This is a genomic window from Thiosocius teredinicola, from assembly GCF_002009425.1.
Taxonomy (GTDB): Bacteria; Pseudomonadota; Gammaproteobacteria; order Chromatiales; family Chromatiaceae; genus Thiosocius; species Thiosocius teredinicola.
Genome location: NZ_CP019936.1, coordinates 1776466 through 1801133 on the forward strand (window position 1 = coordinate 1776466; position 24668 = coordinate 1801133).

The window sequence follows — 24668 nt, forward strand, 5'->3', positions numbered from 1 at the left end:
GGAGAACGACGATGATGAAACGAAAAACGGCAATGCTGTTCGGGGCCTTGGCGACCATTAGCGGGTGGGCGATCGCTCATCCTGGGCACGGCCTGCACTCGGTGAATGATGGCTGGCACCCGATGTTCGGCATCGAGCATATCGCCCTGCTGGCGATTCTCGGCGGTGTGGGCTGGTATCTGGCGCGGCGCAGCAAGGTGTCGGGCCGACACAACGACCGTCAGGAGTAGCCTATGACCACCATGGCAACCAAAACCCATTCGGAGCCGGCGGTCTACGTCTACGAGGCGCCGCTACGGATCTGGCACTGGGTCAATGCCTTGTGCATCGTGACCTTGGCCTTGACCGGCTACTTCATCGGCAGCCCGCTGCCGAGCGTGCCGGGCGAGGCCAGTGACAATTTCCTGATGGGTTACATCCGCTTCGTGCATTTCGCCGCAGGCTACATACTGGCGATCGGATTCCTGTTCCGCATCTACTGGGCGTTTGTCGGCAACCATCATGCACGCCAGTTGTTCGCGCCACCGTTGTTCAGTGGCAAGTTCTGGAGTGGCGTGTGGCATGAGATCAAGTGGTATGCCTTCATGGTCAAAGAGCCACGCAAGTACACCGGGCATAACCCCTTGGCGGTGGTCGTGATGCACGTGCTGTTCGTATGGATGCTGATCTTCATGATCGTGACCGGCTTCGCGCTGTACGGCGAGGGCACCGGCATGGGGTCGTGGCAGTTCGAGCTGTTCAGCTCGTGGGTGATCCCGTTGTTCGGCCAGAGTCAGGACGTGCATACCTGGCACCACCTGGTGATGTGGGCCCTGGTGTGCTTCGTGATCATTCACGTGTATGTCGCGATTCGCGAAGACATCATGTCGCGTCAATCGCTGATCAGCACGATGATCAGCGGCTGGCGCATGTTCAAGGACAATCGCGATATGGATCGTCTCGAATAGTCCGCACCTGAGCACCCTCCCGACGGGTCCCGCGTACCCCCCCGTACGCGTGGCCCGTTGGCTTTTCGGCTGCGCGGTTGGCCGATGGGCGGCCGATTTCCTCTTGTCGTTCCCGCCCTTTTTTTTTGTATCTTTGTGTCCGACCGCATAGTGCCACCATTTCGTCGTGGGTCAAATTGATTTCTGACGTTGCACCTGCCTGTCGGCCTGCCTAGAGTGCTGCGTTTTGTCGTTTCAGTCAGTGAGGAAATCATGAGCTACGAGTTCAACGTTACCCTTTCCATGCCGTTTGCCGCCGCCCTCGAGAAAGTGCGCGAAACCCTGATGTCGGAGCACCTCGGCATCGTCAGCGATGTCGACGTACAGGCCATCTTCAAGAACAAGATGGACAAAGACATTCCGCCTTACCACATCCTGGGGGCGTGCAATCCCAAGTTGGCCGATCGTGTGATCGGCAGCGAGCCGAATGCCGGCGTGTTGCTGCCGTGCAATTTCGTGCTGCGCGAGGTCGACGGCGGCAGCACCGTGGTGAGTTTCATGGATCCGGTGCCGGTGCTCGCGCTGACCGCTACGGATGAGCCGAAAGCGGTCGCCAGCGAAGCCCGCGAGATCCTGCAGCGCGTGGTCGCCAAGCTCGGCGGTTGAACGTCCAGTAAGGGAACGGCGCGCGTGACCGGTGTCCGCGCGTTGTCACCCGGCGTTGTTATAATCGATCAAGCTTTTACGTCGGCGACGCGGGCCAGCTATCTCCAGAGACCGGTTTGGAGCAGCCGTTAGATGTTTATTATGCGCATATCTCATCTTTTGGCTGTTTGATTCCTCTTAGACTCCTTTAAATGAGGCTATCGGCTCGTTCCGCTACATCCATTGATTATTTATGAAGTGAGCTCGCATCGATGACGACGAAAATACTGCCGCACGGCAGTGAGGACCTGGTTAACCTGCTGGCGGATCCTGAAGCTGCCGAGGTGCTCAAGAACGAGTCCGGCGTGTATCCGTCGGTCACCCTGAGTCAGCGCCAGATGTGCGATCTGGAACTGCTGATGAACGGCGCGTTCACGCCGCTGACCGGCTTCATGGACCAGGCCGCCTACAATGCCGTGGTCGACAACTTGAGCCTGCCCGACGGCACCCTGTGGCCGATCCCGATCGTGTTCGATGTGCCCGAGCAGATAGCCGAAAAGCTCAAGCCGGGCGACAAGGTTGCGCTGCGTGACAACGAAGGCTTCATGCCGGCCGTGTTGACGGTGTCCGACGTCTGGCAGCCGGACAAACAGCACGAGGCGCAGCAGGTCTACGGTACCAGCGACATCGAGCATCCGGGTGTGCGCTACCTGATGAACTCGGTCAATTCGCATTACATCGGCGGTTCGATCGAAGGTGTGCAGGCGCCGGTTCACCACGATTTCGAGAATCTGTGGGACACCCCGGAAGAGATGCGTGCGATGTTCGCCAAGCTCGGCTGGCGGCGCGTGGTGGGTTTTCAGACCAGCAAGCCGATGCATCGCCTGCAGCGCGAGATCACGCTAAGGGTCGCCAAGGAGTTGCAGGCGCATGTGTTGTTGCACCCAACCGTCGGTGTGACCAAGCCGGGCGATCTGCAGTACTACGCCCGTGTGCACTGCTACCAGGCCATTCGCAAATATTTTCCGCACAACCTGGCGATGCTTTCGCTGCTGCCGCTGGCGATGCGCATGGCCGGCCCGCGCGAAGCGCTGTGGCATGCGATCGTGCATCAGAATTATGGTTGCTCGCACATGATCGTCGGCCCCAAGCATGCCGGCCCGCCACCGGTCGATGGCAACGACGCGCCGTTCTACGACACCGAAAGCTCGAAGGCGTTGATCGAAGAGCATGCCGGTCGCCTGGGCATCGAGATCGTGCATGTCGAGCCGCATCAGTATGTGCCGGAGAAGCAACGCTTCATGGGCGTTTCCGAGATTGCGGCCAAGGGTCTGGAGGGTATCGAGTACACCGATGCCCAGCTCAAGCAGGATCTGGCAATGGGTGAGCAGCCGCCGGAATGGTTCAGCTATCCCGAGGTCGTCGCCGAGTTGCGCAACGTCTACCCACCGCGCAGCCGTCAGGGTTTCACGCTGTTCTTCACCGGCCTGTCGGGTTCGGGCAAATCGACGCTGGCCAAGATCATCTACGGCAAGCTGGTCGAAGGCGGGCGCCGCCCGGCGACGCTGCTCGATGGCGACATTGTGCGTCAGAACCTGTCGAGTGAGCTGGGTTTCTCCAAGCATCACCGCGACCTGAACATCCGGCGTATCGGCTACGTCGCCAGTGAGATCACCAAGAACGGCGGGATTGCGATCTGCGCGCCGATCGCGCCGTACACCGAAACGCGGCGTGCGGTGCGCGAGATGATCGAAGACCGCGGCGCCTTTATCGAGGTGCACGTGGCAACGCCGTTGGAAGTCTGTGAGGCGCGCGACCGCAAGGGGCTGTACGCCAAGGCGCGCAAGGGCATCATTCCGGAATTCACCGGGATCAGCGATCCCTACGAACTGCCCGAACGGGCCGAGATCAAGATCGATACGGCGAATGTTTCGCCGATGGAGGCGGCGCAGGAGATCTACCTGTACCTGGTCAAGGAAGGCTACATCGATTCCTGATCGAGGCTGTCGATCAATGAAAAAAGCCCGCGTGAGCGGGCTTTTTGCTGTTTGCTGTCAGTGAGCTTTTTTGATCTCGTCGAACGGATCGTTTTCCGCATCGGACGGTTCGACATGGTGGTCGCGCGGGCTCCACATGCCGTGGCAGCGGTCGGCCTCAACCCCTTGCAGGGTCAGCATGGTCCAGACAGCGGCGATGCCCCACATGGCAAAACCCAGTGCGACGGTGTACCAGCTGATGCCGGCTTCGCCCGTCGGGCCGCCGAGAAAGCCGTAGACGACGCTGACGACGCCGAATAGCCAGAATACAGTGACCGGCGCGGCGCAATTTGTTCCGCAACCGTAACGGCATGCACCAACCGGCGGTACAACTGCCGACGTCATGTATCGCTTCATCCCCATTCGCCATCCGCTCCCGAGAAGCTTCTCAATAATGACGATTGATTAGTAACACGGGCGTTACACCTGGGCAACACCTAATTCACACAGTGTCACTCGGATATTTGTCGTTTCACGAACGGTTTTGGCGTCAGGCGGGCATCGATTCGGGCACATGTGGCCGGATCGTGGAGATCATTTCGCGGTGCAGCTTGATGCTGCCGGTGACCACGTTGCCGGTCTCAAGGTGGCGGCTGCCGCCGCGGATGTCGGTCACCACGCCGCCGGCTTCCTGAACCAGCAACGCACCGGCTGCGAAATCCCAGACCGACAGGCCGAGCTCCCAGAAGCCGTCGAGCCGGCCGCAGGCGACATAGGCGAAATCGAGCGCGGCCGAGCCCGGGCGGCGGATGCCGGCAGCCGGCTTGGCCAGGTCTTTCATCATGCCCAGGTATTCATCCATATAACGCTGGTCACGGAACGGGATGCCGGTGCCGAGCAGGGCGCCGTGCAGACCTTTGACATCGTTGACACGGATGCGGCGATCGTTGAGCAAGGCACCTGCGCCGCGATCGGCCGTGAACATCTCGTCGCGCAGCGGATCGTAGACCACGCCGCTCTCGAGGCGGCCGCGGTGCAGCAGTGCAATCGACACGGCGAACTGCGGAAAGCCGTGCAGGTAATTGGTAGTGCCGTCGAGCGGATCGATGATCCACTGGAAATCGTCCTTACCCTGGGCGCCGCTCTCTTCGGCGAGGATCGCGTGGCCTGGGTAGGCCTTGCGGATCGTGTCGATGATCGCCTGCTCGGCGTTGCGATCGACTTCGCTCACGTAGTCGTTCGACTGCTTTTCGATCACGGTCAGACTGTCGAGCCGACTGAACGAACGCATGATGACGCTGCCGGCCTGGCGCGCGGCGCGTACTGCAATATTGGTCGTGGGATTCATGGCGCGCGAGCATACGGGAAATCCAGTGGCGCGGAAAGGCGAAGCGCCGCTGTCTGTGCATTTGATAAGCTCTCGCGCCATGACGAATAACGTACGCATTGTCATGGTGCAGACATCGCATCCCGGCAACATCGGCGCTGCTGCACGCGCGATGAAAAACATGTGCCTGTCGGAGTTGGTGCTGGTCGATCCGAAGCGCTTTCCCTGCGACGAGGCCACGGTGCGCGCCTCGGGGGCGGACGATCTCCTGGCGAGCGCGCGTGTGGTCGGTTCACTCGCCGATGCAATAGCCGATTGCCGCATCGTGATCGGTGCCAGCGCACGCCTGCGTTCCGTCTCCTGGCCGTTGGTCACGCCTCGCGAGGCGGCGGCGTTGGCCCTGGCTGAAGCGCCGACTGCGCCGGTGTCGATCGTGTTCGGTCGCGAGAGTTCGGGGTTGAGCAACGACGAGCTCGATCTGTGCACGCATTTGGTCCACATTCCGACCAACCCTGAATACAGTTCGCTGAACGTGGCGATGGCCGTGCAGGTGCTGGCTTATGAACTGATGGTGGCCGATATCGACGCGACCACGCCGACCGAGTCGATGGAAGACGTAGCGAGCAACGCCGAGATGGAGGGTTTCTTCGGCCACCTCGAGCAGGCCCTGGATGAAATCGGTTTCACCGACGAGCGGCGCTCGGCCAAATTGATGCGCCGTTTACGTCGACTGTTCCATCGCGCCACGCCGGCCAGCGACGAGATCAATATCCTGCGCGGCATATTGAGCGCGGCGCAGGGGCGCAAGTCGATGCGTCGCGACGCCGGCGACTGACTGAAAAAAACTTCGCCGCGCAACGGTCATAGGGTGGCCGGAGCAAGTTGGCCCCCGCTGGTTTGCTGCGGGAGCTTTCCTGTAAAGTGTTGTGTTTTCATCCGTAGATCCAAGTCGGAGATCCATGTTCGACAACCTTCGCGAAGATGTGCGTATCGTCTTCGATCGCGACCCGGCGGCCCGCAGTACGCTGGAGATCCTGACCGCCTATCCCGGGCTGCACGCGCTGCTGTTTCATCGACTGTCGCACTGGTTGTGGGGTGTGGGTCTGCACTGGCTGGCGCGGATGGTGTCGCATATCGCCCGCTGGCTGACCGGCATCGAAATTCATCCCGGTGCGGTGATCGGCCGCCGCTTCTTTATCGATCACGGCATGGGGGTGGTTATCGGCGAGACCGCGGTGATCGGCGATGACTGCACCCTGTATCACGGCGTGACCCTCGGCGGCACCAGCTGGCAGAAAGGCAAGCGCCATCCAACCCTGGCCAACGACGTGGTGGTCGGGGCAGGGGCCAAGGTGCTCGGTCCGATCGAGATCGGCTCGGGCGCGCGTATCGGCTCGAATGCCGTCGTCGTGCGTGATGTGCCGGCCAACAGCACGGTGGTCGGCGTACCCGGCCGACTGATCGAGCGCAAAGACAAAAACGTCGACACCGAACATCGCGAGAAGATGGCGACGAAGATGGGGTTCGATGCCTACGGCGCGACCGCCGATGCGCCCGACCCGGTCGCCCACGCGATCAACTGCATGCTCGATCATGTGCATGTCATGGAAACCAAGATGCAGCGCATGTGCGAGGCGATGCGTGAGATGGGCTTCGAGCCTGGTGAGGAAGACCTGCCGGGCCTGGAGAGTTGCGAGATCATCTCGACGGCCGACGAGCTACGCAAAATGCAGTTGGAAGAGGGTGACAAGGACGGCAAATAACCGCGAGAAATGCGCGCGAGTAATAGTTGACTAATTTACTCGGTAATGTATAGTCCGCTGCATTCTCAGCGGCGGAGTATATACTGGTGAGGCTCACAACCAAAGGCCGTTACGCGGTCACCGCGATGCTGGATCTGGCTCTTCACCATGGGCAGGGTCCGATTACACTGGCCGACATCGCACAGCGTCAGGGCATCTCGCTTTCTTACCTGGAACAGCTGTTTTCGCGACTGCGCAAGCGCAACCTCGTTTCGAGCGTGCGCGGACCGGGTGGCGGGTACACGCTGGGCCGTGAGGCATCCAATATCTACGTCGCACAGGTGATCTCGGCAGTCGACGAAAACGTCGATACGACGAAGTGTGGGGGTGCCCACAATTGCCAGGACAACCATCAGTGCCTGACGCACGACCTGTGGCAAGACCTGAGCAATCGCATCTTCGACTACCTCAACCGGATCAGTCTGCAGGATCTGATGAACCGGCAGGGCGTTCAGGAGGTGGCCGAGCGCCAGGAGCAGGGTGACGAGGTGGCTTCGGTCGGGTTGGCTGATCTGCAGCCCGAATCCGCAGGCGCCTGATTCCATAACAACAAAGATGAGAAGCAAGCAGGCTCGGAGCGCTTCATGAAATTCCCGATCTACCTCGATTATTCCGCAACGACGCCGGTCGATCCGCGCGTGGCAGAGAAGATGTGCGCCTGTCTGACACCGGACGGTGCCTTTGGTAACCCGGCATCGCGTTCGCACGCCTTCGGCTGGCAGGCGGAGAAACTGGCCGACGAGGCGCGCGCCAATGTCGCCGCGCTGGTCGGCGCCGATCCGAAAGAGATTATCTGGACCTCGGGCGCGACCGAGTCCGACAACCTGGCGATCAAAGGGGCGGCCCATTTCTATCAGAAGCAGGGCAAGCACATCATCACGGTCAAGACCGAGCACAAGGCCGTACTCGATACCTGCCGTCAGCTCGAGCGAGAAGGCTTTGAAGTCACCTATCTCGATGTTTTGCCGAGTGGGCTGGTCGACCTCAAGGCGTTCGAAGCGGCGATAAGGCCCGACACCATCGTTGCCTCGGTAATGCACGTGAACAACGAAATCGGCGTGATCCAGGACATCGCCGCGCTCGGCGCAATCTGCCGCGAGCGCAAGGTGATCTTCCATGTCGACGGCGCACAGAGTGCCGGCAAGGTACCGATCAACCTGGCGGAGCTGCCGGTCGATCTGATGAGCTTCAGCGCGCACAAGATCTATGGTCCGAAGGGCATCGGCGCGCTGTACGTGCAGCGCAAGCCGCGCATCCGCCTCGAAGCGCAGATGCACGGCGGCGGGCACGAACGCGGGCTGCGCTCGGGTACGCTTGCGACGCACCAGATCGTTGGGATGGGCGAGGCGTTTCGCATCGCCAAAGAAGAGATGGCGACCGAGAACGAGCGTATCCGCGCATTGCGTGATCGTCTCTACGCCGGCCTGAAGGATATGGAAGAGGTCTACGTCAATGGCGACATGGACCAGCGCATCGCCGGTAACCTGAACATCAGTTTCAATTTCGTCGAGGGCGAGAGCCTGATGATGGCGCTGAAAGACATGGCGGTTTCATCGGGTTCGGCATGTACCTCGGCGAGCCTCGAGCCCAGTTATGTGCTGCGCGCGCTGGGGCGGGAAGACGAACTGGCACACAGCTCGTTGCGATTCACGCTCGGCCGTTTTACGACCGAGGAAGAGATCGACCATGTACTTTCCCAGGTGCGCGGACAGGTGGAGCGGCTACGCGAGTTGAGCCCCCTGTGGGATATGTACAAAGAGGGCATCGATCTTAAAAATGTCGAATGGGTAGCGCATTGAGCCTACCTATTAAAAGTGCTCTCATCTGCGCCAGCGCAAAAAATAGTTGCACCATCCTGTCACATTTAACTTCAGGCTTTGTGTAATTCGCGGGTTAGGTGTAGCCTCGCGATGCGGATAGGAGAATATCCGTCTCGAAAGAGTATTGCGCGGGTTTATCCGCAGTCCGCTGGTGATATGTGGTTCGGTTACCGGTGGATTTTGTGCTACGGACCACACGCTTGAGAGCATTCTGTGATGAATATATATGTAGGTAATCTGGCTTACGCAGTCACCGACGACGATCTGCGTGACGCTTTTTCAGCGTTCGGTGAGGTATCACGTGCGAACGTGATCATGGATCGCGACACGGGTCGTTCAAAGGGATTCGGTTTCGTAGAAATGCCAGATAACTCGCAGGCCGAAGCAGCGATCAACGGGCTCAACGAGAAACCGTTGAGTGGTCGCAACATTCGTGTAAACGAAGCCAAGCCGCGAGAAGATCGCCCGCGCCGTCCGCGGTACTGATCTGATGTAGCAGCTGGTCACCCGGCGCAATGTCGGGTGACCTGAAAAACGAGAGGTTTATTTACCATGGCTTACAGCGACAAAGTCATCGATCACTACGAAAACCCGCGCAATGTCGGGGTGCTGGATAAAGACGCCACCAACGTGGGAACAGGTATGGTGGGTGCGCCGGCATGTGGTGACGTGATGCGGTTGCAGATTCAGGTCGGCGACGACGGCGTCATTCAGGATGCCAAGTTCAAGACTTACGGCTGTGGTTCGGCGATTGCCTCCAGCTCGCTGTTGACCGAATGGGTCAAGGGCAAGACGCTGGACGAGGCGCGCCAGATCAAAAATTCGGAGATCGCTGAAGAGCTTGCCCTGCCGCCGGTCAAGGTGCATTGCTCGGTCCTGGCCGAAGACGCCATCAAGGCGGCGATTGCCGATTTCCAGTCCAAGCAGGGCGGTTGATCGCGGCGGGGTTGAGGATATGTCCATCACGTTGACCGAAGCCGCGGCAGATCGCGTGCAGAGTTTTTTGACCAACCGCGGCCATGGCCTGGGCGTGCGCCTGGGCGTCAAGACCTCGGGTTGTTCAGGGCTTGCCTATGTACTCGAGTTCGTCGACGACCTTGATGAAGACGATCAGGTCTTTGAAGACCGCGGCGTCAAGGTGATCATCGACAAGAAGAGCCTCCTCTATCTGGACGGCACCGAGCTGGACTATGGTAAAGAAGGTTTGAATGAAGGCTTCAAGTTCAACAATCCCAACGTTACCGATCAATGCGGTTGCGGCGAGAGTTTCAAGGTCTGAGCTGCCGGTTGTCGTAGAAGCCGAAACGCCCGCGTCATGCGGGCGTCGTTGATTGCATACCCCGATGTTCGATTTCTCCAAGAACTATTTTGAGCTGTTCGGCACGCCGGTCGGGTTTGTTGTCGATACCGCCGAGTTGGCCAACCGCTATCGTGAACTGCAGAAAGTGGTACATCCCGATCGCTTCGCGGCAGCGGGCGAGCAGAGCCAGCGCCTTTCGTTGCAGAGCGCGACCATGGTCAACGAGGCCTATGAAACGCTCAAGGATCCGCTGAAGCGTGCTCAATATCTGTTGGCGCTGAACGGTTACGACAACGACAAACAGCAGACCCTCGACGATCCGGCGTTCTTGATGCAGCAGATGGAGCTGCGCGAAACCCTCGAAGACATACCGTCGAGCAGTGACCCGTATGCGGCCATCGACAAGCTGATGCGCGAGATTGTCCAGTTGATCAAGACCCAGGTGGCGCAATTGGCCGTGCAATTCGAAGAGGCCAGCAGCGAGAGTCTCGATGCGGCGGCGAAGACGGTGCAGAAGATGCAGTTTCTGAACAAGCTGCATGCCGAAGCCGAAGCGGTCGAAGCAGACCTGGAAGAGACATACTGATGGCTTTGTTACAGATTGCCGAGCCCGGTCAATCGGATGCCCCGCACCAGCACCGCCTGGCGGCGGGTATCGACCTGGGTACAACCAACTCCCTGGTCGCGACGGTACGCAGCGCCCAGGCTGAGACGCTGCCGGATGCGAACGGGCAACACCTGTTGCCTTCCGTTGTGCGTTACACGGCAGATGGCGTCGAGGTCGGCGAAGCGGCGCGCAAAGCGGCCGCCTCCGATCCGCTCAACACGATCTCGTCGGCCAAGCGCCTGATCGGGCGCGGCGTCGGCGATGTCAAAACGATCGGTAGCGAACTGCCCTACGAGTTCGTTACCGGTGACAGCGCGGTGCCGCGGATTCACACCGTCGCCGGCGACGTCACTCCGATCGAGGTGTCGGCCGAGGTGCTCAAGGCGCTGCGTGCGCGCGCCGAAGATACGCTCGGCGGCGAACTCGGCGGCGTGGTGATCACCGTGCCGGCCTATTTCGACGACGCACAACGCCAGGCAACCAAAGACGCGGCGCGACTGGCGGGCCTGCATGTCTACCGCCTGTTGAACGAACCGACCGCGGCTGCGGTTGCCTACGGGCTCGACCGTGGCGCCGACGGTGTGCATGCGATCTACGATCTCGGCGGCGGTACATTCGATGTCTCGATCCTGCGCCTGAACAAGGGTGTGTTCGAAGTCATGGCGACCGGCGGCGACTCGGCGCTCGGCGGCGACGATTTCGATGCGGTCATCGCCACCTGGCTGTTGGCGCAGGCAGGCCTGACTGCGGATGCCGATCGCGGCACCTTGCGTCATGTGCTCGATCAGGCCCGCAGTGCCAAAGAGACACTGGCCGGCGCAACCGAGGCATCGGTGAACATCGATCTGCCGGGTGGAGCGTGTTGGCAGGGCTCGCTGTCGCGAGCACAACTTGCCGAGTTGATCGATCCGCTGATTCGCAAAACCATCAACACCAGTCGCCGCGTGCTGCGCGACGCCGGTGTGTCGGCCGACGAGATCAAGGATGTCGTCATGGTCGGCGGCTCTACCCGCACCTTGCGCGTGCGCGAGATGGTGGGCGAGTTCTTCGGCCGTGAACCGCTGGTCGACATCGATCCCGACCGCGTGGTCGCGATTGGCGCAGCGATTCAGGCCGACGTACTCGCCGGCAACAAGCCGGACGATGAGATGCTGCTGCTCGACGTCAACCCGCTGTCGTTGGGTATCGAGACGATGGGCGGCTTGACCGAAAAGATCATTCCGCGCAACACGACGATCCCCGTGGCGCGTGCGCAGGAGTTCACGACCTTCAAAGACGGCCAGACCGCGATGGCGATCCACGTGGTGCAGGGCGAACGCGAACTGGTCGCCGATTGTCGCTCGCTGGCGCGTTTCGAGCTGCGCGGTATCCCGCCGATGGTCGCCGGTGCGGCACGCATCCGTGTGACCTTCTCGGTGGATGCCGATGGATTGTTGCAGGTCGAGGCCAAGGAGCAGACCTCGGGCGTGACTGCGAGCGTTGAGGTCAAACCTTCCTACGGCCTGACCGACGACGAGATCACCGGCATGTTGCAGGCCTCGATCGACCATGCGCGTGACGATATGGATACGCGGCGCCTGGTCGAAGAGAAGGTCGAGGCGCAGCGGGTTATCGAGGCACTGAATGCCGCGCTGGCGGCCGATGCCGAAGAGCTGCTCTCGTCTGATGAGCTGGAAGGTGTGCGCCAATCGCTGTCCCGGTTGGCCCAGACCGCCGAGTCGTCGACCGATGCCGCCGCAGTGCAGGCGGCGATCAAGCAGCTCGAAAAAGATTGCGAGTTCTACGTGGAACGACGCATGAACAGCAATATTCGCAAGGCCATGGCGGGCCACCGGGTCGACGACTTTGCGTCCCCGGGCGACGACGAAAACAACTGAAGCTATGCCACAAATTATTATTCTGCCCCATGAAGAGATCTGTCCCGAAGGCGCGGCGTTCGACGCCAAGCCGGGTCAGACCATCTGTGATGCCGCGTTGGCCCACGACATCGAGATCGAGCATGCCTGCGAAAAATCGTGCGCCTGCACCACCTGTCACGTCATCGTGCGTGAAGGATTCGATTCGCTGAACGAATCGAGCGAAGAAGAAGACGATCTGCTCGATAAGGCATGGGGTCTCGAGCCGGAATCACGACTCAGCTGCCAGGCCGTGATCGGCGATGCCGACCTGGTGGTCGAGATCCCCAAGTACACGATCAATCACGCCAAAGAAAATCACTGAGCCGAATCCCGGCTGCGAGGACCTGCACATGGGCCTGAAGTGGACCGATGTCATTGAGATTGCCATCCAGCTCGACGAAGAACACCCGGATGTCGATCCGGCGACCGTCAATTTCGTCGACCTGATGAACTGGGTGCGCCAACTGCCGGAATTCGATGACGATCCTGCGCATTGTGGCGAGAAGGTCCTCGAAGCCATCCAGGCCGCGTGGATCGAAGAAAGCGACTAGACGACACCCGCACTTTCGGTGACCGCCGACCACCGCCGCTGGCAATGGGTGGCGAAAGGTGTTCGGCATTCACGCGCGACACTTGTTAAAATCCGGCGCTTGCTCCCATAAGCCGCTCGCCATCCATGCGTGCACCCGCAGGAGGACACATGTCGCTGATCAAACCCTTTCGTGGTCTTCGCCCGAACGACGGCCGTGCCGACGATGTGGTGGCACCGCCTTACGACGTCGTTGATCGTGGCGAGGCCAAGGCGCTCGCAGCGCATCGACCCTGGAGCTTCCTGCATATCTCGCGACCGGAAATCGATCTGGCCGATGACGTCGATCCGTACGATCCGGCCGTGTATGCCAAGGGTCGCGAGAACCTCGACCGGATGCTGACCGAGCAGGTACTCGTGCGCGACCCGGAACCCGCCTATTACGCCTACCGTCTGACGATGGGGGCGCATGTGCAGACCGGCTTGGTCGCGACCGCGTCGGTCGAGGCCTACGACCAGGATCGCATCAAGAAGCACGAGTTCACCCGGCCGGTGAAAGAAGATGACCGGGTGCGCCAGATCGATACGTTGAATGCACAGACCGGCCCGGTGTTCTTAGTCTACAAGGCCGACGCCGTGGTCGACGGCATCCTGCACGAGGTAAGCGCAACGCCAGCGGACGTTGACGTCACGGCAGAGCGCGATGGCGTTCGCCACGAGCTGTGGCGCATCGACGACGCGCGCCGGATCGCGCAATTGACCACCGCTTTCGATGCAATGCCGGCGATCTATGTGGCCGACGGGCACCATCGCTCGGCGGCCGGATCACGCGTCGGCAATGCGCGCCGTGAGGCCAATCCGCAGCACACTGGCGACGAGGGCTACAACTATTTCCTCAGCGTCGTCTTCCCGCACGACCAGATGCAGATCCTCGATTACAACCGCGTGGTTCGCGATCTGTACGGAATGAGCAAGGACGATTTCCTCGCCGCCGTCGGCGGAGCATTCGATCTCGAACTCAGCAATGAGCCGATCAAGCCGGCGGCCAGCGGCGAATACGGCATGTACCTGGATGGGCAGTGGTATCGCTTGAACATCCATGACGAAACCATTCCACAGGACGACCCAGTGGCGCGGCTGGATGTCAGCTTGTTGCAAAACAACCTGATCGAACCCATCTTGGGTATCGCCGACCCGCGGCGCGACGAACGTATCGATTTCGTTGGCGGTATTCGCGGGTTGGAGGGCTTGGCCAAGCGCGTCGACAGCGGCAATTGGGCAGTGGCCTTTTCGTTGTATCCGACCACGATGGAGGCCCTGATGGCGGTTGCCGATGCCGGTGAGGTCATGCCACCGAAATCGACCTGGTTCGAGCCGAAGCTTGCCGACGGCCTGGTAAGCCACGTACTTGATTGACGTAATGCGCGGTTGATGGTCCACCGCGCCATTCCCGAAGGAGCCGGCAAGCAGCACGATGGTCTCGCTTGTAACCAACCTGCCGAAAGAGGGCACTGCATCCGAGCAGCAAGTCGAAGATTGGCTGACGGAACTGGCCGAGCGGCGCTCGCCGGAAGATGTGCAGGCGCTGCGTGCCGCCGCGCACATCGCGCGCACTACGCATGCGGGTGAAAAAGCGCCCGACGGTTTTGATCGCTTCCTGTCGCTGCTGCACACGGTCGATACCCTCGACAGCCTCAAGCTCGATCGCGAACCGCTGATCGCCGCGATGCTGTCGGAGCTGCCCGGGCATCCGGCCTACAACGCAGCCGACATCACCAAGCGTTTCGGCCCGGCGGTCACCGCCATGGTGGAGCAGGTCTCGCGGATACGCGGGCTGTCGGCCAGCGGGTCCGAACACACCGACGAGAAAGCGGTCGAGAACCTGCGGCGCATGCTGCTTGGTATCGCCAACGACGTGCGCGCCATCCTGGTCGTGCTTGCAAAGCGTCTGCAGTTGATGCGCCGCCTCAAGCGCATGCCACCCGACGTGCAACGTCGCGTGGCGCGCGAGACGCAGCTGGTGCATGCACCACTGGCGAACCGCCTCGGCGTTTGGCAGTTGAAGTGGGAACTCGAAGATCTCTGCCTGCGTTACCTCGAGCCCGAGCAATACATCACGTTGGCCAAACAGCTCGACGGCAAGCGTCGCGAGCGCGAGGCCTTCGTCACATCGGTGATCGAGCGCCTCGGCGGGTCCTGTGCCGCGTCGGGGATCCCGGTCGAACTCACCGGGCGGCCGAAACACATTTACAGCATCTGGAAGAAGATGAAGCGCAAGCGCGTGGATTTCGACCAGGTGTTCGACGTGCGCGCAGTGCGAGCGCTGGTCGACACCGTGCCGCAGTGCTACGAGGTGCTGGGTATCGCGCACAGCATCTGGCGACCGGTGCCCGGAGAGTTCGACGACTACATCGCGCATCCCAAGCCGAACGGCTATCGGTCGTTGCACACGGCGGTGGTCGGCGATGACGGCAAGCCGCTCGAGATCCAGGTGCGTACCCGCGAGATGCACGAGCATGCCGAACGCGGTGTGGCGGCGCACTGGCGCTACAAAGAGGCCAGCCAGAAGGACGATGAACTCGAACGGCGTATCGAGTGGATGCGGCGCTGGTTGGAGACGCAGGACGATGACAGTCAACAGTTCGAGCCGGGTGAGGAAGATGCCGAGTTCGAAGCGCGTCGCATCTACGTGCTGTCACCCAAGGGCGAGGTGATCGAGCTGCCCAATGGCGCCACGGCGCTGGATTTTGCCTATGCGATCCACACCTCGGTCGGTCATCGTTGCCGCGGCGCCAAGGTCGATGGACATATCGCGCCGTTGGCCCAACCGTTAAAAAGCGGTGAAAAGGTCGAGATTCTGACCGTCAAGGAAGGCGGGCCGAGTCGCGACTGGGTGAATCCGCACTCGGGTTATCTGACGACGAGTCGTGCCCGCAACCGCGTTCGCCAGTGGTTCAAGCAGCAGGACTTCGACGAGCATGTGGCGATCGGTCGCAACAGTCTCGAACGCGAAGTCGCGCGCTTGAGCGTACCCAAGCCCGATCTCGACAAGCTCGCCGCACGTTTCAACTTCAAGACGCCCGACGATCTGCTCGCCGCGATCGGACGCGGTGAACTCTCGGCGATCCAGCTTGCGAATACCCAGATCGAGCGGGCGCGTCGCGATCCCGCGCACATCGCCGATAAGGAGATTCCGGAGAAGGTTCGTCAACGGGCGCCCTCGAAGTCTGCAGGCGGTGCGGGGCAGATCGTCGTCGAGGGCATCGGCGACCTGATGACGCAGATGGCCAAATGCTGCAAACCGGTGCCTTACGACGATATCGTTGGATATATCACCAAGGGGCGCGGCGTGACGGTCCATCGCGCAGACTGCGCCGTAGTGCGCAAGATGAACCCCGAACACCGGGCGCGCCTGGTGGACGTCTCGTGGGCGGATACACAGCGCGACTCGCGTTTCCTGGTCGACATCCACGTGTTCGCGGCCGACCGCAAAGGTCTGTTGCGGGACATTTCGTCGGTGTTCGCCAATGCCGAGATCGATGTGCTGGGCGTCAACACCCAGTCCGATCGGCGCAACGAGCGGGCGAATATGCGTTTCACCGCCGAGGTCAGCGACATGACTCAACTCAGCCGGGTCATGGAACGCCTGTCCCAGATTCCCGACGTGCTCGACGTGCGTCGGCAATTATCCTAATTGCCGACCCCGCTTGCCTGTGTTTCAATTACCAAACTAAGCCCCCGATTTAAAAGAGAAATTCTGTTATTCTTAAACCAGTTTCGAGTCGTTGCGTTAAAACCACACGACTCTGGCGGGAAAAATAACGAAAAACAACACTCGGGTTCTATTCATCAGGCAGCCGCCGGCTGCTCGATTTCGTCTTTTTGTATCTGATCTTATTGGAGTTTTCGATGGCCGTTGAACGTACCATTTCCATCATCAAACCGGATGCTGTGGCAAAAAATGTCATTGGCGATATCTACAACCGGTTTGAAAAAGGCGGTCTGCGCATTATTGCAGCGAAGATGATGCACCTGTCGCGCGAGCAGGCAGGCGAGTTCTACGCTGTCCACAAAGAGCGTCCGTTCTACAACGACCTGGTCGATTTCATGACTTCCGGTCCGGTTATGGTGCAGGTCCTCGAGGGCGAGGGCGCGATTGCCAAGAACCGTGAGCTGATGGGTGCAACCAACCCGCAGGAAGCCGCCGCGGGCACGATCCGCGCCGATCACGCCAAGACGGTCGACGAAAACGCGGTTCACGGATCCGACGGTCCCGACACCGCCGCCACCGAGATCGCTTTCTTCTTCCCCGAAGGCGTGTGTGAGCGCACCCGCTGAGCCACACTTGATGACCGAGGCGCCCAAGACCAATCTTGTCGGACTGACGAAGTCGGCCATCGAGGCCTATTTCGTCGGCCTGGGCGCCAAGGCTTTTCACGGTCGCAATGTGCTCAAGTGGATCCACAAGCACGGCGTGATCGATTTCGATGCGATGACCGATGTACCGCAGAAGCTGCGCGATCAGCTCAAGCAGCAAGCGGAGATCGTCGTGCCGAAGATTGCGCTGGTGCAGCCGGCGCGTGACGGCACCACCAAGTGGGTGCTGGAACTGGCCGACGGCCAGCACATCGAGACCGTGCATATCCCGGAAGACAACCGCGACACCATCTGCGTGTCGTCGCAGGTGGGGTGCGCGCTCGATTGTTCCTTCTGTTCGACCGCCCAGCAGGGCTTCAACCGCAACCTGACGACCGACGAGATCATCGGCCAGGTGTGGTTGGCGACGCGTGAACTCGGCAGGATTCCGACCAACGTGGTGATGATGGGGATGGGTGAGCCGCTGGCCAACATCGACAATGTCGTCCCCGCGATGGATCTGATGCAGGAGGATCTCGCCTACATGATCTCGAAGGCGAGGGTGACTCTGAGTACCTCGGGCATCGTGCCGGCGCTCAACCGGCTGCGCGACCTCAGCGATGTCAGCCTGGCGGTGTCGCTGCATGCGCCAGACAATGAGCTGCGCGACCAGTTGGTGCCGATCAACAGGAAATACCCGCTAGAGCAGCTCATCCCGGCGTGTAAAAATTTTATAAGCAGCGACAAACGCCGCAAGATCACCTGGGAATATGTCATGCTTGATGGTGTGAACGATTCGATTTCCCATGCCAAGGCCCTGATCCGGTTGCTTCAGGGTGTCCCGTCAAAGGTCAATCTGATCCCGTTCAATCCTTTCCCGGGCAGTGATTATCGAACCTCGCCCGAAGAGCGGGTTGAAGCGTTTCGTCAGCGCCTGAAGCGTGCCGGCATTATCGCGACTACGCGCAAAACGCGCGGCGAGGACATCGATGCGGCATGTGGTCAGCTCGTAGGCAAGGTGCGCGACCGCAGTCGGCGCCAGTTCAAACGGATTCCGGTAGTTCAGGAGCATGTTCAATGACGCAGGGTTGGGTTCGACTGCTGCTGCTCGTAGTCATCAGCGTCTCGCTGTCAGCCTGTAATAAGGCCACGGTACGCGACGACGATGCCGGCGCCACCGGCGACCTTGGTTCGCCGTTGGTCGGACCGAGCCCGGCGGATGTGTATATCGATCTGTCTGCCGTTTACCTGCAAGAAGGCAATCTCAGTGAAGCCCTGACGAATGCCAAGAAGGCGGTCATCGTCGATCCCAGGTCGAGCAATGCCCACTACGTCCTGGCGCTGGTGTACCAGCGACTTGGTCAGATGAAAGCCGCCGGCGAGTCGTTCCGCAAGGCCGTATCCGTCGGCCCGCGCAACCCGGTGGCGTTGAATGCCTACGGGTCTTATCTGTGCAAACAGAAGAACTACGAAGAGGCGGACAAATACTTCCGCCGGGCGCTGGCCAATCCTCTGTACAGCACCCCGTGGCTCGCATGGCATAACGCCGGCCACTGTAACGAACTTGCCGGTGCGACCGGCAAAGCGGAGAGCGATTATCGTGGGGCCTTACGCACGAACCCGCGCTTCGGGCCAAGCCTGCTGGGCATGGCGAAACTCAGTTTTCAGGGAGGGAACTACCTTTCAGCGCGTGCCTATCTGCAACGCTACGGCGAAGTGGCTAAGCATACCCCTGAAAGTCTATGGCTAGGTGTACGCACCGAAAATCAGTTGGGCGACAAGGATCAGATGGCAAGTTACAGCCTGAAACTGAAAGCCAGATATCCGGATTCAGAAGAAGCCAAATTCCTGCAATCGATTGAGTGAACTATGAGCGCTGTAATCCCCGAGCAAACCAATAACAACGTTACAGAATTCTACTCACCGGGACCTGGTGAGCGCTTGCGTGCCGCACGATTATCGAAAGGAATCGACCTGGCGAAGATCGCCAGCGAGTTGCACCTCACGAGCAGTGTTGTCGAAGCCCTCGAGGCCGACAAATTCGACGAGGTCGGTGCGCGCGTTTTCGTCCGCGGCTACCTGCGCAACTACGCGCGGTTCGTCGATGTGCCGGTTGAATCGGTCATGCGACAGTTCGACGAGAAGTGGCCGGATGACAGCGCCAAACAGGCTATGGTCAAGCATGCCTCGCCGCGCCTGCCGGCAGATGGCGGACCGAGTCGCGGTCTGGCCGGGGCCGTCACCTGGTTGTTGCTGATCACCCTGATCGCACTTTTCCTGGTGTGGTGGCGCGGCTATCTCGACGACATCGTGCCCGGCTCGGCATCGACCGGCGATACCGCGACCGAAGAAGCGGCGGCCGACGGCATACTGCCGCTGAATGATGGGACGGTGGAAGGCGGCCTGATGCAGCAGGACGACCCGTCGATGGCCGATGGCAGCCTGCGTCTGCCGGCGCCGTCGCCCGAGGTGCCGCTGGACAGTTCGGCAGCCGAGCCGGTCGATAGTGCGAATGAAGCCGCCGGCGAATTGAGCCTGCCCGCAGCACCGCCGAGCAGCGCGACGGATGCAGCGGAATCGGCGACGGGCACCGCGTTGGCCGACAGCCAGGCACCAGTAGCTCCGGCCGCGCCGGAGGTGGTCATGACCTTCAATGCGCCGTGCTGGGTCGATGTGCGTGACAGCGATCGGCAGTTCAAATTGTTCGGCGAGATGCCGAAAGGCACGCGCAAGGTGCTTGGCGGAGAGCCACCCTATAAAATAGTGATCGGTAACGCGCGCGCGGTAACGATCAGCGTGAATGGCGTGCCGGTCGATCTGGCACCCTACGCCAAGGGCAATGTGGCGAGGTTCACGCTGGAACCCTGACCGGCGTTCGCCTTTCACGGTAACGATCTCAATGCCCCGCCTATGCGGGGCTTCGGTTTTTTCTACAAGACGTTTTCATGGCTAAAAGCATTCAGGCAATCCGTGGCATGCACGACGTGCTGCCGCAACAGTCGCCCCTGTGGCAGTTCCTCGAGCAGCGCGTGGCGACTGTGCTCAAGGCCTACGGCTACCGCGAGATCCGCATGCCGATCCTCGAGGTGACCGAGCTGTTCAAACGCTCGATCGGTGAAGTGACCGACATCGTCGAGAAAGAGATGTACACCTTCGATGATCGCAATGGCCTGAGCGTCACCATGCGGCCTGAGGGCACCGCCGGCTGCGTGCGTGCGGCGATGGAAAACGGCCTGCTGCACAACCAGACGCAGCGCCTGTGGTACCAGGGGCCGATGTTCCGCTACGAAAAACCGCAGAAAGGGCGCTATCGCCAGTTTCACCAGATCGGCGTCGAAACGTACGGCATGGCCGGACCGGATATCGACGCCGAAGTCATCCTGATCACGGCGCGTATCTGGGCCGCCCTGGGCATTCCCGAGCTCGAACTGCAGCTCAATACGCTCGGCACGCCGGACGAGCGCCAGGCCTATCGCGAAGAGCTTGTTGCGTATTTTTCGGACAACGCCGCGCTGCTCGACGAAGACAGCCAGCGGCGCCTGACCACCAACCCGCTGCGTATTCTGGACAGCAAAAATCCTGACATGCGCGATATGCTCGACAAGGCGCCGACCCTGATGAGTCATCTCGGCGAGGAATCGCAGTCGCATTTCGCGTTCATTCGCGAAACCCTCGACAGTGCCGGCGTGTCGTACACGATTAATCCCCGCTTGGTGCGCGGTCTCGATTATTATTCGCGCACCGTGTTCGAGTGGGTTACCGATCAGCTGGGTGCGCAGGGCACGGTGTGTGCCGGTGGCCGCTACGATGGACTGGTCGAACAGCTCGGCGGCAAGCCGGTGCCGGCAGTTGGATTTGCGATGGGCATCGAGCGCCTCATCGCGATACTCGAGATGCTGCAGCCGGACGCGGCGACCGTGAACGCGGACATCTACCTGGTGCTGCTGGGAGAAGAGGCAACGCGCTCTGGCCTGGTGATGGCTGAGCAACTGCGTGATGCCTTGCCGCAACTCGAAATCGTCGCCAACTGCGGGGGCGGCGGCATGAAGGCGCAATTCAAACGTGCCGATCGCAGTGGTGCGCGCTTTGCCCTGGTTCTGGGCGACAGCGAACTGGAGAACGGTACCGTTGTGGTCAAGCCGCTGCGCAGCGATGACGCGCAGATCGAGATTTCACGCGACGATGTGGTCACGGCGCTCAAGCAGCGCTTTGCTTAACGAATAGAGAACGAAAGACAGACGGGGAAGGTTGAAATGAGTGCCTACCAGACCGAAGAGGAACAGGTCGAAGCCATAAAGAAATGGTGGAAGGAGAACGGTAAATCGGTGATCGGCGGCGTGGTGTTGGGCTTCGCGATCATCGGTGGCTGGCAGGGATGGAAGTTCTACGAACGCAATCAGGGCGAAACCGCGTCTGCCTATTTCGATGTCATGATGCAGGCCGGCAACGCCGGCAATGTCGATGCTGCGCTGGAACACGGCAAGCGATTGGTCGGCGACTACGCCGGTACCGCTTATGCCAGCTTCGCCGGCATGGAGATGGCCAAGCTGTCGTACCAGAAGGGCGAAAAAGCGGCAGCGCGCGAGCACCTGCAGTGGGTCGCAGACCATGGCAGCGATCCGGCGATCAAAGAGGTTGCGCGTCTGCGCCTGGGCCGGCTGTTGCTCGATATGGGCGACCACGACGCCCTGCAGTCGGTGTTGAATGCCACGCCGTTGCCGGCCTTCGCCGGTGAGTTCGCCGTGCTGCGCGGCGATCTCGATGCGGCGCGTGGTGATCGGGATGCGGCGCGCGGCGCCTACCAAGAGGCGCTCGAAAAAGGCGTCGCCGACGAGACCCTGTTGCGCATGAAGCTCGTCGATGTCGGCGGCCAAGTGCCCACGAGCTGAGGAGATCGGTATGCGACGTTTGTTTTGGATACCGATGGTATTGGTGCTCGGCGGCTGTGGTACGTTCGCCGATCCTACCGAATGGTTCAGCAGTTCCAGCGTGGTCGAGCCGACGCCGTTGGTCGACCTCAGCAACAAGATTCAGCCGCGGGAGATCTGGTCGCGTGATGTCGGTGCCGGCACTGACGAACAGCGCCTGAATCTCGAGCCCCGCGTGCTGGGCGACCGCGTCTATGTCGCCGATGGCGAAGGTCGCGTGCAGGCGCTCGACAGAGCGTCGGGCAAGGCGATCTGGGACGTAGACCTCGAGGTACCGGCATCCGGTGGGCCGGGTGTGGGCGAAGGCCTGGTCCTGATCGGCACCAGCGACGGCGAGTTGATCGCCCTCGATGCGGCCTCCGGCGAAGAGCGGTGGCGCGCGCGTGTCAGCAGCGAGGTCTTGTCGATGCCCGCGGCCGAAGAAGGTGTCGTGGTCGTTCACACGATCGACGGCAAGCTGTTCGGCCTGGAAGCGACCAATGGTAACGAGCGCTGGCGCTACGAGCGCGAGGTGCCGACCCTGACGCTGCATGGCACCGGTTCGCCGATTCTGTCACGTGGCGCAGCCTTCGTCGGTATGGCCGGCGGTAAGCTGATTGCGCTGCGCGTCGATAACGGCAACCTGGTGTGGGATATCAATGTCACGGTGCCGGGCGGGCGCTCGGAGCTCGAACGCCTGGCGGATATCGACGGTGACCCGATCATTCTCGGTGGCGGCGTGTTCGTTGGTACCTACCAAGGCGAAGTCGCTGCGATCGAGCAGGCCAGTGGTCGCACCGCCTGGCGTCGCAAGCTGTCGTCACACAACCGCATGGCGGCCAGTCGCGCCGGTCTGTTTGTCGGCGACGACGACGGCGTGGTGTGGGGACTCGACCTGCGCTCGGGCAACGCCCGCTGGAGTCAGGATGCCTTGAAATATCGCAAGCTGTCGAATGTCGCAGTACTCGAAGACTACGTCGTCGTCGGCGACTTCGAAGGCTATCTGCACTGGCTCGACGCCGAAGACGGCAAGATGGTCGCACGCACCCGCGTCGGCAGCGATGCGATCACCAGCGGCATGCTGGTGGTCGACGACGTGCTGTACGTTCAGGGTGACGGCGGCGAGCTGGCTGCGATCCGCTTACCTGAGGCGCAGTAGGACGTCGCCATGTTGCCGGTGATTGCCTTGGTCGGTCGGCCGAACGTCGGCAAGTCAACGCTGTTCAACCGGCTCACCCGTACGCGCGACGCGCTGGTGGCGGATCAGCCGGGCTTGACGCGGGATCGCAAATACGGGGTCGGCAAGCTGGGCGGCCGACCTTATCTGGTGGTCGACACGGGTGGCATCAGCGGCGACCGCGAGGGCGTCGACATGCTGATGGAAAAGCAGGTGCAACTGGCCATCGGCGAGGCCGACCTGGTGTTCTTTATGCTCGACGCGCGCGACGGTGTCACCGGCGGCGACGAGATCATCGCCGAAGGTCTGCGGCGTACCGGTAAGCCGATCGTGGCGGTCGTCAATAAAACCGAAAGCCTCGACTACGACAGCATCAGCGGCGATTTTCACGCCTTGGGCCTGGGTGATCCGGTGCCGATCGCTGCTGCCCATGGGCGTGGCGTGCGCTCGCTGATCGATGATGCCCTCGAAACATTCCCCGAACCCGGCGATGATGGCGACGCACCACATGACGCCGGCGTCCAGATCGCGGTGGTGGGTCGGCCCAACGTGGGCAAATCTACCCTGGTAAACCGCCTGCTCGGTGAAGAGCGGGTGGTGGCGTTTGATCAGCCCGGCACGACGCGCGACAGCATCCACATTCCGTTCGAAGCCAACGGTCGGCACTACACGCTGATCGACACGGCTGGCGTCAGGCGCCGCGCGCGCATCAGCGAAACGATCGAAAAATTCAGCGTCATCAAAACGCTGCAGTCGATGGAGCAGGCCAACGTCGTACTGTTCGTGTTGGATGCGCAGCAGGGTATCGCCGACCAGGACGCCGGTCTCGCCGGGCACATCGTCGACAGCGGCCGTGCCCTGGTCGTCGTCATCAACAAATGGGATGGCCTGAGCGGCGATGAGCGTGAGCGAATCAAAAGCGAGATGCAGCGCCGCCTGCCGTTCCTGGATTTCGCCGAGTGGCGATTCATCTCGGCGCTGCACGGCAGCGGCGTAGGCCACCTGCTGGAGGCTGTCGACGCCGCCTATGCCGCGGCGACCTGTGATCTGAAGACACCGGAGCTGACCCGCATCCTCGAAGATGCGGTCAGCGAACACCAGCCGCCGTTGGTGCACGGGCGCCGTATCAAGTTGCGCTATGCGCACCAGGGCGGCAAGAACCCGCCGATCGTGGTGATTCACGGCAACCAGACCGCCGAGGTGCCGGCGACCTACCAGCGTTACCTGATGAACCGGTTTCGCTCGGTGTTCAAGCTGCGTGGCACGCCGCTGCGTATCGAGTTCAAATCCGGCGACAACCCCTATGCCGGGCGCAAGAACAAGTTGACCGATCGGCAACAGAAGAAACGTGGGCGCATGATGAAGTTCGTGCGCCGCAAAAAGTGATACCGCTCGCCG

At 61.1% G+C, this 24668-nt stretch carries 27 protein-coding genes; 25 read left to right on the forward strand and 2 right to left on the reverse strand.

What is annotated here, in order from left to right; genetic code table 11:
* Positions 1-11 precede the first annotated feature (11 nt).
* The 4 genes from B1781_RS08620 to B1781_RS08635 all read left to right on the forward strand — a co-directional run bounded on the left by B1781_RS08620 (position 12) and on the right by B1781_RS08635 (position 3568).
* Positions 12-230: a HupE/UreJ family protein gene (locus tag B1781_RS08620; RefSeq protein ID WP_078119272.1), complete on the forward strand. Its 219-nt coding sequence runs from the start codon at positions 12-14 to the stop codon at positions 228-230.
* Between the two features lie 12 nt (positions 231-242).
* Complete coding sequence (cybH, locus tag B1781_RS08625) at positions 243-947, forward strand: Ni/Fe-hydrogenase, b-type cytochrome subunit (protein WP_078121986.1); 705 nt, start codon at positions 243-245, stop codon at positions 945-947.
* 252 nt (positions 948-1199) lie between these two features.
* Positions 1200-1592: a DUF302 domain-containing protein gene (locus tag B1781_RS08630; protein WP_078119273.1), complete on the forward strand. Its 393-nt coding sequence runs from the start codon at positions 1200-1202 to the stop codon at positions 1590-1592.
* A 251-nt stretch (positions 1593-1843) separates the two neighbouring features.
* On the forward strand, positions 1844-3568 hold the full coding sequence (locus B1781_RS08635; protein ID WP_078119274.1) for a bifunctional sulfate adenylyltransferase/adenylylsulfate kinase: 1725 nt from the start codon (positions 1844-1846) through the stop codon (positions 3566-3568).
* A gap of 57 nt (positions 3569-3625) precedes the next feature.
* Here the strand turns inward: B1781_RS08635 and B1781_RS08640 are convergent, their stop codons facing one another.
* Positions 3626-3952: a hypothetical protein gene (locus B1781_RS08640; protein ID WP_125931976.1), complete on the reverse strand. Its 327-nt coding sequence runs from the start codon at positions 3950-3952 to the stop codon at positions 3626-3628.
* A gap of 145 nt (positions 3953-4097) precedes the next feature.
* Positions 4098-4895 carry an inositol monophosphatase family protein gene (locus B1781_RS08645; RefSeq protein WP_078119276.1) on the reverse strand — a complete coding sequence of 266 codons (798 nt, stop codon included), beginning with the start codon at positions 4893-4895 and terminating at the stop codon, positions 4098-4100.
* A gap of 79 nt (positions 4896-4974) precedes the next feature.
* Between B1781_RS08645 and B1781_RS08650 the strand changes: the two genes are divergently transcribed.
* The 21 genes from B1781_RS08650 (at position 4975) to der (ending at position 24656) form a co-directional block, all read left to right on the forward strand.
* A complete protein-coding gene (locus B1781_RS08650; RefSeq protein ID WP_078119277.1) occupies positions 4975-5709 on the forward strand; it encodes an RNA methyltransferase in 735 nt (244 codons plus the stop codon).
* Positions 5710-5833: 124 nt separating this feature from the next.
* Positions 5834-6637, forward strand: coding sequence for a serine O-acetyltransferase (gene cysE / locus B1781_RS08655; protein WP_078119278.1), 804 nt, complete (start codon positions 5834-5836; stop codon positions 6635-6637).
* Positions 6638-6723: 86 nt separating this feature from the next.
* Positions 6724-7215, forward strand: coding sequence for a Fe-S cluster assembly transcriptional regulator IscR (iscR, locus tag B1781_RS08660; RefSeq protein ID WP_078119279.1), 492 nt, complete (start codon positions 6724-6726; stop codon positions 7213-7215).
* Between the two features lie 45 nt (positions 7216-7260).
* Positions 7261-8475, forward strand: coding sequence for an IscS subfamily cysteine desulfurase (locus B1781_RS08665; RefSeq protein ID WP_078119280.1), 1215 nt, complete (start codon positions 7261-7263; stop codon positions 8473-8475).
* Between the two features lie 237 nt (positions 8476-8712).
* Positions 8713-8982 (forward strand): RNA recognition motif domain-containing protein, encoded by a 270-nt coding sequence (locus tag B1781_RS08670; RefSeq protein ID WP_078119281.1) that lies wholly within the window; start codon positions 8713-8715, stop codon positions 8980-8982.
* Positions 8983-9048: 66 nt separating this feature from the next.
* A complete protein-coding gene (iscU, locus tag B1781_RS08675) occupies positions 9049-9432 on the forward strand; it encodes a Fe-S cluster assembly scaffold IscU (protein ID WP_078119282.1) in 384 nt (127 codons plus the stop codon).
* Positions 9433-9451: 19 nt separating this feature from the next.
* Complete coding sequence (iscA, locus tag B1781_RS08680) at positions 9452-9775, forward strand: iron-sulfur cluster assembly protein IscA (protein WP_078119283.1); 324 nt, start codon at positions 9452-9454, stop codon at positions 9773-9775.
* Between the two features lie 64 nt (positions 9776-9839).
* Entirely contained in the window at positions 9840-10382 is a 543-nt protein-coding gene (hscB, locus tag B1781_RS08685) for a Fe-S protein assembly co-chaperone HscB (RefSeq protein WP_078119284.1), read from the forward strand.
* Positions 10382-12280 (forward strand): Fe-S protein assembly chaperone HscA, encoded by a 1899-nt coding sequence (gene hscA, locus B1781_RS08690; protein WP_078119285.1) that lies wholly within the window; start codon positions 10382-10384, stop codon positions 12278-12280. The genes hscB and hscA overlap by 1 nt, the downstream gene beginning before the upstream one ends.
* 4 nt (positions 12281-12284) lie before the next feature.
* Positions 12285-12623, forward strand: a complete 339-nt coding sequence (gene fdx / locus B1781_RS08695; protein ID WP_078119286.1) for an ISC system 2Fe-2S type ferredoxin — start codon at positions 12285-12287, stop codon at positions 12621-12623.
* A 34-nt stretch (positions 12624-12657) separates the two neighbouring features.
* A complete protein-coding gene (gene iscX, locus B1781_RS08700) occupies positions 12658-12852 on the forward strand; it encodes a Fe-S cluster assembly protein IscX (RefSeq protein ID WP_408646371.1) in 195 nt (64 codons plus the stop codon).
* A 149-nt stretch (positions 12853-13001) separates the two neighbouring features.
* Entirely contained in the window at positions 13002-14246 is a 1245-nt protein-coding gene (locus B1781_RS08705; RefSeq protein ID WP_078119288.1) for a DUF1015 domain-containing protein, read from the forward strand.
* 58 nt (positions 14247-14304) lie between these two features.
* Positions 14305-16524, forward strand: coding sequence for a RelA/SpoT family protein (locus B1781_RS08710; protein ID WP_078119289.1), 2220 nt, complete (start codon positions 14305-14307; stop codon positions 16522-16524).
* 215 nt (positions 16525-16739) lie between these two features.
* Positions 16740-17168, forward strand: coding sequence for a nucleoside-diphosphate kinase (ndk, locus tag B1781_RS08715; RefSeq protein WP_078121987.1), 429 nt, complete (start codon positions 16740-16742; stop codon positions 17166-17168).
* A gap of 10 nt (positions 17169-17178) precedes the next feature.
* Complete coding sequence (rlmN, locus tag B1781_RS08720; protein ID WP_078121988.1) at positions 17179-18267, forward strand: 23S rRNA (adenine(2503)-C(2))-methyltransferase RlmN; 1089 nt, start codon at positions 17179-17181, stop codon at positions 18265-18267.
* Positions 18264-19052: a type IV pilus biogenesis/stability protein PilW gene (gene pilW / locus B1781_RS08725; RefSeq protein WP_164513313.1), complete on the forward strand. Its 789-nt coding sequence runs from the start codon at positions 18264-18266 to the stop codon at positions 19050-19052. The genes rlmN and pilW overlap by 4 nt, the downstream gene beginning before the upstream one ends.
* 3 nt (positions 19053-19055) lie before the next feature.
* Positions 19056-20054: a RodZ domain-containing protein gene (locus B1781_RS08730; protein ID WP_078119291.1), complete on the forward strand. Its 999-nt coding sequence runs from the start codon at positions 19056-19058 to the stop codon at positions 20052-20054.
* A 77-nt stretch (positions 20055-20131) separates the two neighbouring features.
* Positions 20132-21403 (forward strand): histidine--tRNA ligase, encoded by a 1272-nt coding sequence (gene hisS / locus B1781_RS08735; RefSeq protein ID WP_078119292.1) that lies wholly within the window; start codon positions 20132-20134, stop codon positions 21401-21403.
* Positions 21404-21439: 36 nt separating this feature from the next.
* Complete coding sequence (locus B1781_RS08740) at positions 21440-22075, forward strand: YfgM family protein (protein WP_078119293.1); 636 nt, start codon at positions 21440-21442, stop codon at positions 22073-22075.
* Between the two features lie 10 nt (positions 22076-22085).
* On the forward strand, positions 22086-23252 hold the full coding sequence (bamB, locus tag B1781_RS08745) for an outer membrane protein assembly factor BamB (protein ID WP_164513314.1): 1167 nt from the start codon (positions 22086-22088) through the stop codon (positions 23250-23252).
* A gap of 9 nt (positions 23253-23261) precedes the next feature.
* The gene (gene der / locus B1781_RS08750) at positions 23262-24656 is read left to right on the forward strand and encodes a ribosome biogenesis GTPase Der (RefSeq protein WP_078119295.1); all 1395 of its coding nucleotides are present in this window, start codon (positions 23262-23264) and stop codon (positions 24654-24656) included.
* The last annotated feature ends 12 nt before the right edge of the window (positions 24657-24668 follow it).

Bases quoted from the DNA above. Each gene is read 5' to 3' on its own strand.
- B1781_RS08620 (WP_078119272.1), top strand. From the start codon at position 12: ATGATGAAACGAAAAACGGCAATGCTGTTCGGGGCCTTGGCGACCATT.
- cybH (WP_078121986.1), top strand. From the start codon at position 243: ATGGCAACCAAAACCCATTCGGAGCCGGCGGTCTACGTCTACGAGGCG.
- B1781_RS08630 (WP_078119273.1), top strand. From the start codon at position 1,200: ATGAGCTACGAGTTCAACGTTACCCTTTCCATGCCGTTTGCCGCCGCC.
- B1781_RS08635 (WP_078119274.1), top strand. From the start codon at position 1,844: ATGACGACGAAAATACTGCCGCACGGCAGTGAGGACCTGGTTAACCTG.
- B1781_RS08640 (WP_125931976.1), bottom strand. From the start codon at position 3,952: ATGACGTCGGCAGTTGTACCGCCGGTTGGTGCATGCCGTTACGGTTGC.
- B1781_RS08645 (WP_078119276.1), bottom strand. From the start codon at position 4,895: ATGAATCCCACGACCAATATTGCAGTACGCGCCGCGCGCCAGGCCGGC.
- B1781_RS08650 (WP_078119277.1), top strand. From the start codon at position 4,975: ATGACGAATAACGTACGCATTGTCATGGTGCAGACATCGCATCCCGGC.
- cysE (WP_078119278.1), top strand. From the start codon at position 5,834: ATGTTCGACAACCTTCGCGAAGATGTGCGTATCGTCTTCGATCGCGAC.
- B1781_RS08665 (WP_078119280.1), top strand. From the start codon at position 7,261: ATGAAATTCCCGATCTACCTCGATTATTCCGCAACGACGCCGGTCGAT.
- B1781_RS08670 (WP_078119281.1), top strand. From the start codon at position 8,713: ATGAATATATATGTAGGTAATCTGGCTTACGCAGTCACCGACGACGAT.
- iscU (WP_078119282.1), top strand. From the start codon at position 9,049: ATGGCTTACAGCGACAAAGTCATCGATCACTACGAAAACCCGCGCAAT.
- iscA (WP_078119283.1), top strand. From the start codon at position 9,452: ATGTCCATCACGTTGACCGAAGCCGCGGCAGATCGCGTGCAGAGTTTT.
- hscB (WP_078119284.1), top strand. From the start codon at position 9,840: ATGTTCGATTTCTCCAAGAACTATTTTGAGCTGTTCGGCACGCCGGTC.
- hscA (WP_078119285.1), top strand. From the start codon at position 10,382: ATGGCTTTGTTACAGATTGCCGAGCCCGGTCAATCGGATGCCCCGCAC.
- fdx (WP_078119286.1), top strand. From the start codon at position 12,285: ATGCCACAAATTATTATTCTGCCCCATGAAGAGATCTGTCCCGAAGGC.
- B1781_RS08705 (WP_078119288.1), top strand. From the start codon at position 13,002: ATGTCGCTGATCAAACCCTTTCGTGGTCTTCGCCCGAACGACGGCCGT.
- B1781_RS08710 (WP_078119289.1), top strand. From the start codon at position 14,305: ATGGTCTCGCTTGTAACCAACCTGCCGAAAGAGGGCACTGCATCCGAG.
- ndk (WP_078121987.1), top strand. From the start codon at position 16,740: ATGGCCGTTGAACGTACCATTTCCATCATCAAACCGGATGCTGTGGCA.
- rlmN (WP_078121988.1), top strand. From the start codon at position 17,179: ATGACCGAGGCGCCCAAGACCAATCTTGTCGGACTGACGAAGTCGGCC.
- pilW (WP_164513313.1), top strand. From the start codon at position 18,264: ATGACGCAGGGTTGGGTTCGACTGCTGCTGCTCGTAGTCATCAGCGTC.
- B1781_RS08730 (WP_078119291.1), top strand. From the start codon at position 19,056: ATGAGCGCTGTAATCCCCGAGCAAACCAATAACAACGTTACAGAATTC.
- hisS (WP_078119292.1), top strand. From the start codon at position 20,132: ATGGCTAAAAGCATTCAGGCAATCCGTGGCATGCACGACGTGCTGCCG.
- B1781_RS08740 (WP_078119293.1), top strand. From the start codon at position 21,440: ATGAGTGCCTACCAGACCGAAGAGGAACAGGTCGAAGCCATAAAGAAA.
- bamB (WP_164513314.1), top strand. From the start codon at position 22,086: ATGCGACGTTTGTTTTGGATACCGATGGTATTGGTGCTCGGCGGCTGT.
- der (WP_078119295.1), top strand. From the start codon at position 23,262: ATGTTGCCGGTGATTGCCTTGGTCGGTCGGCCGAACGTCGGCAAGTCA.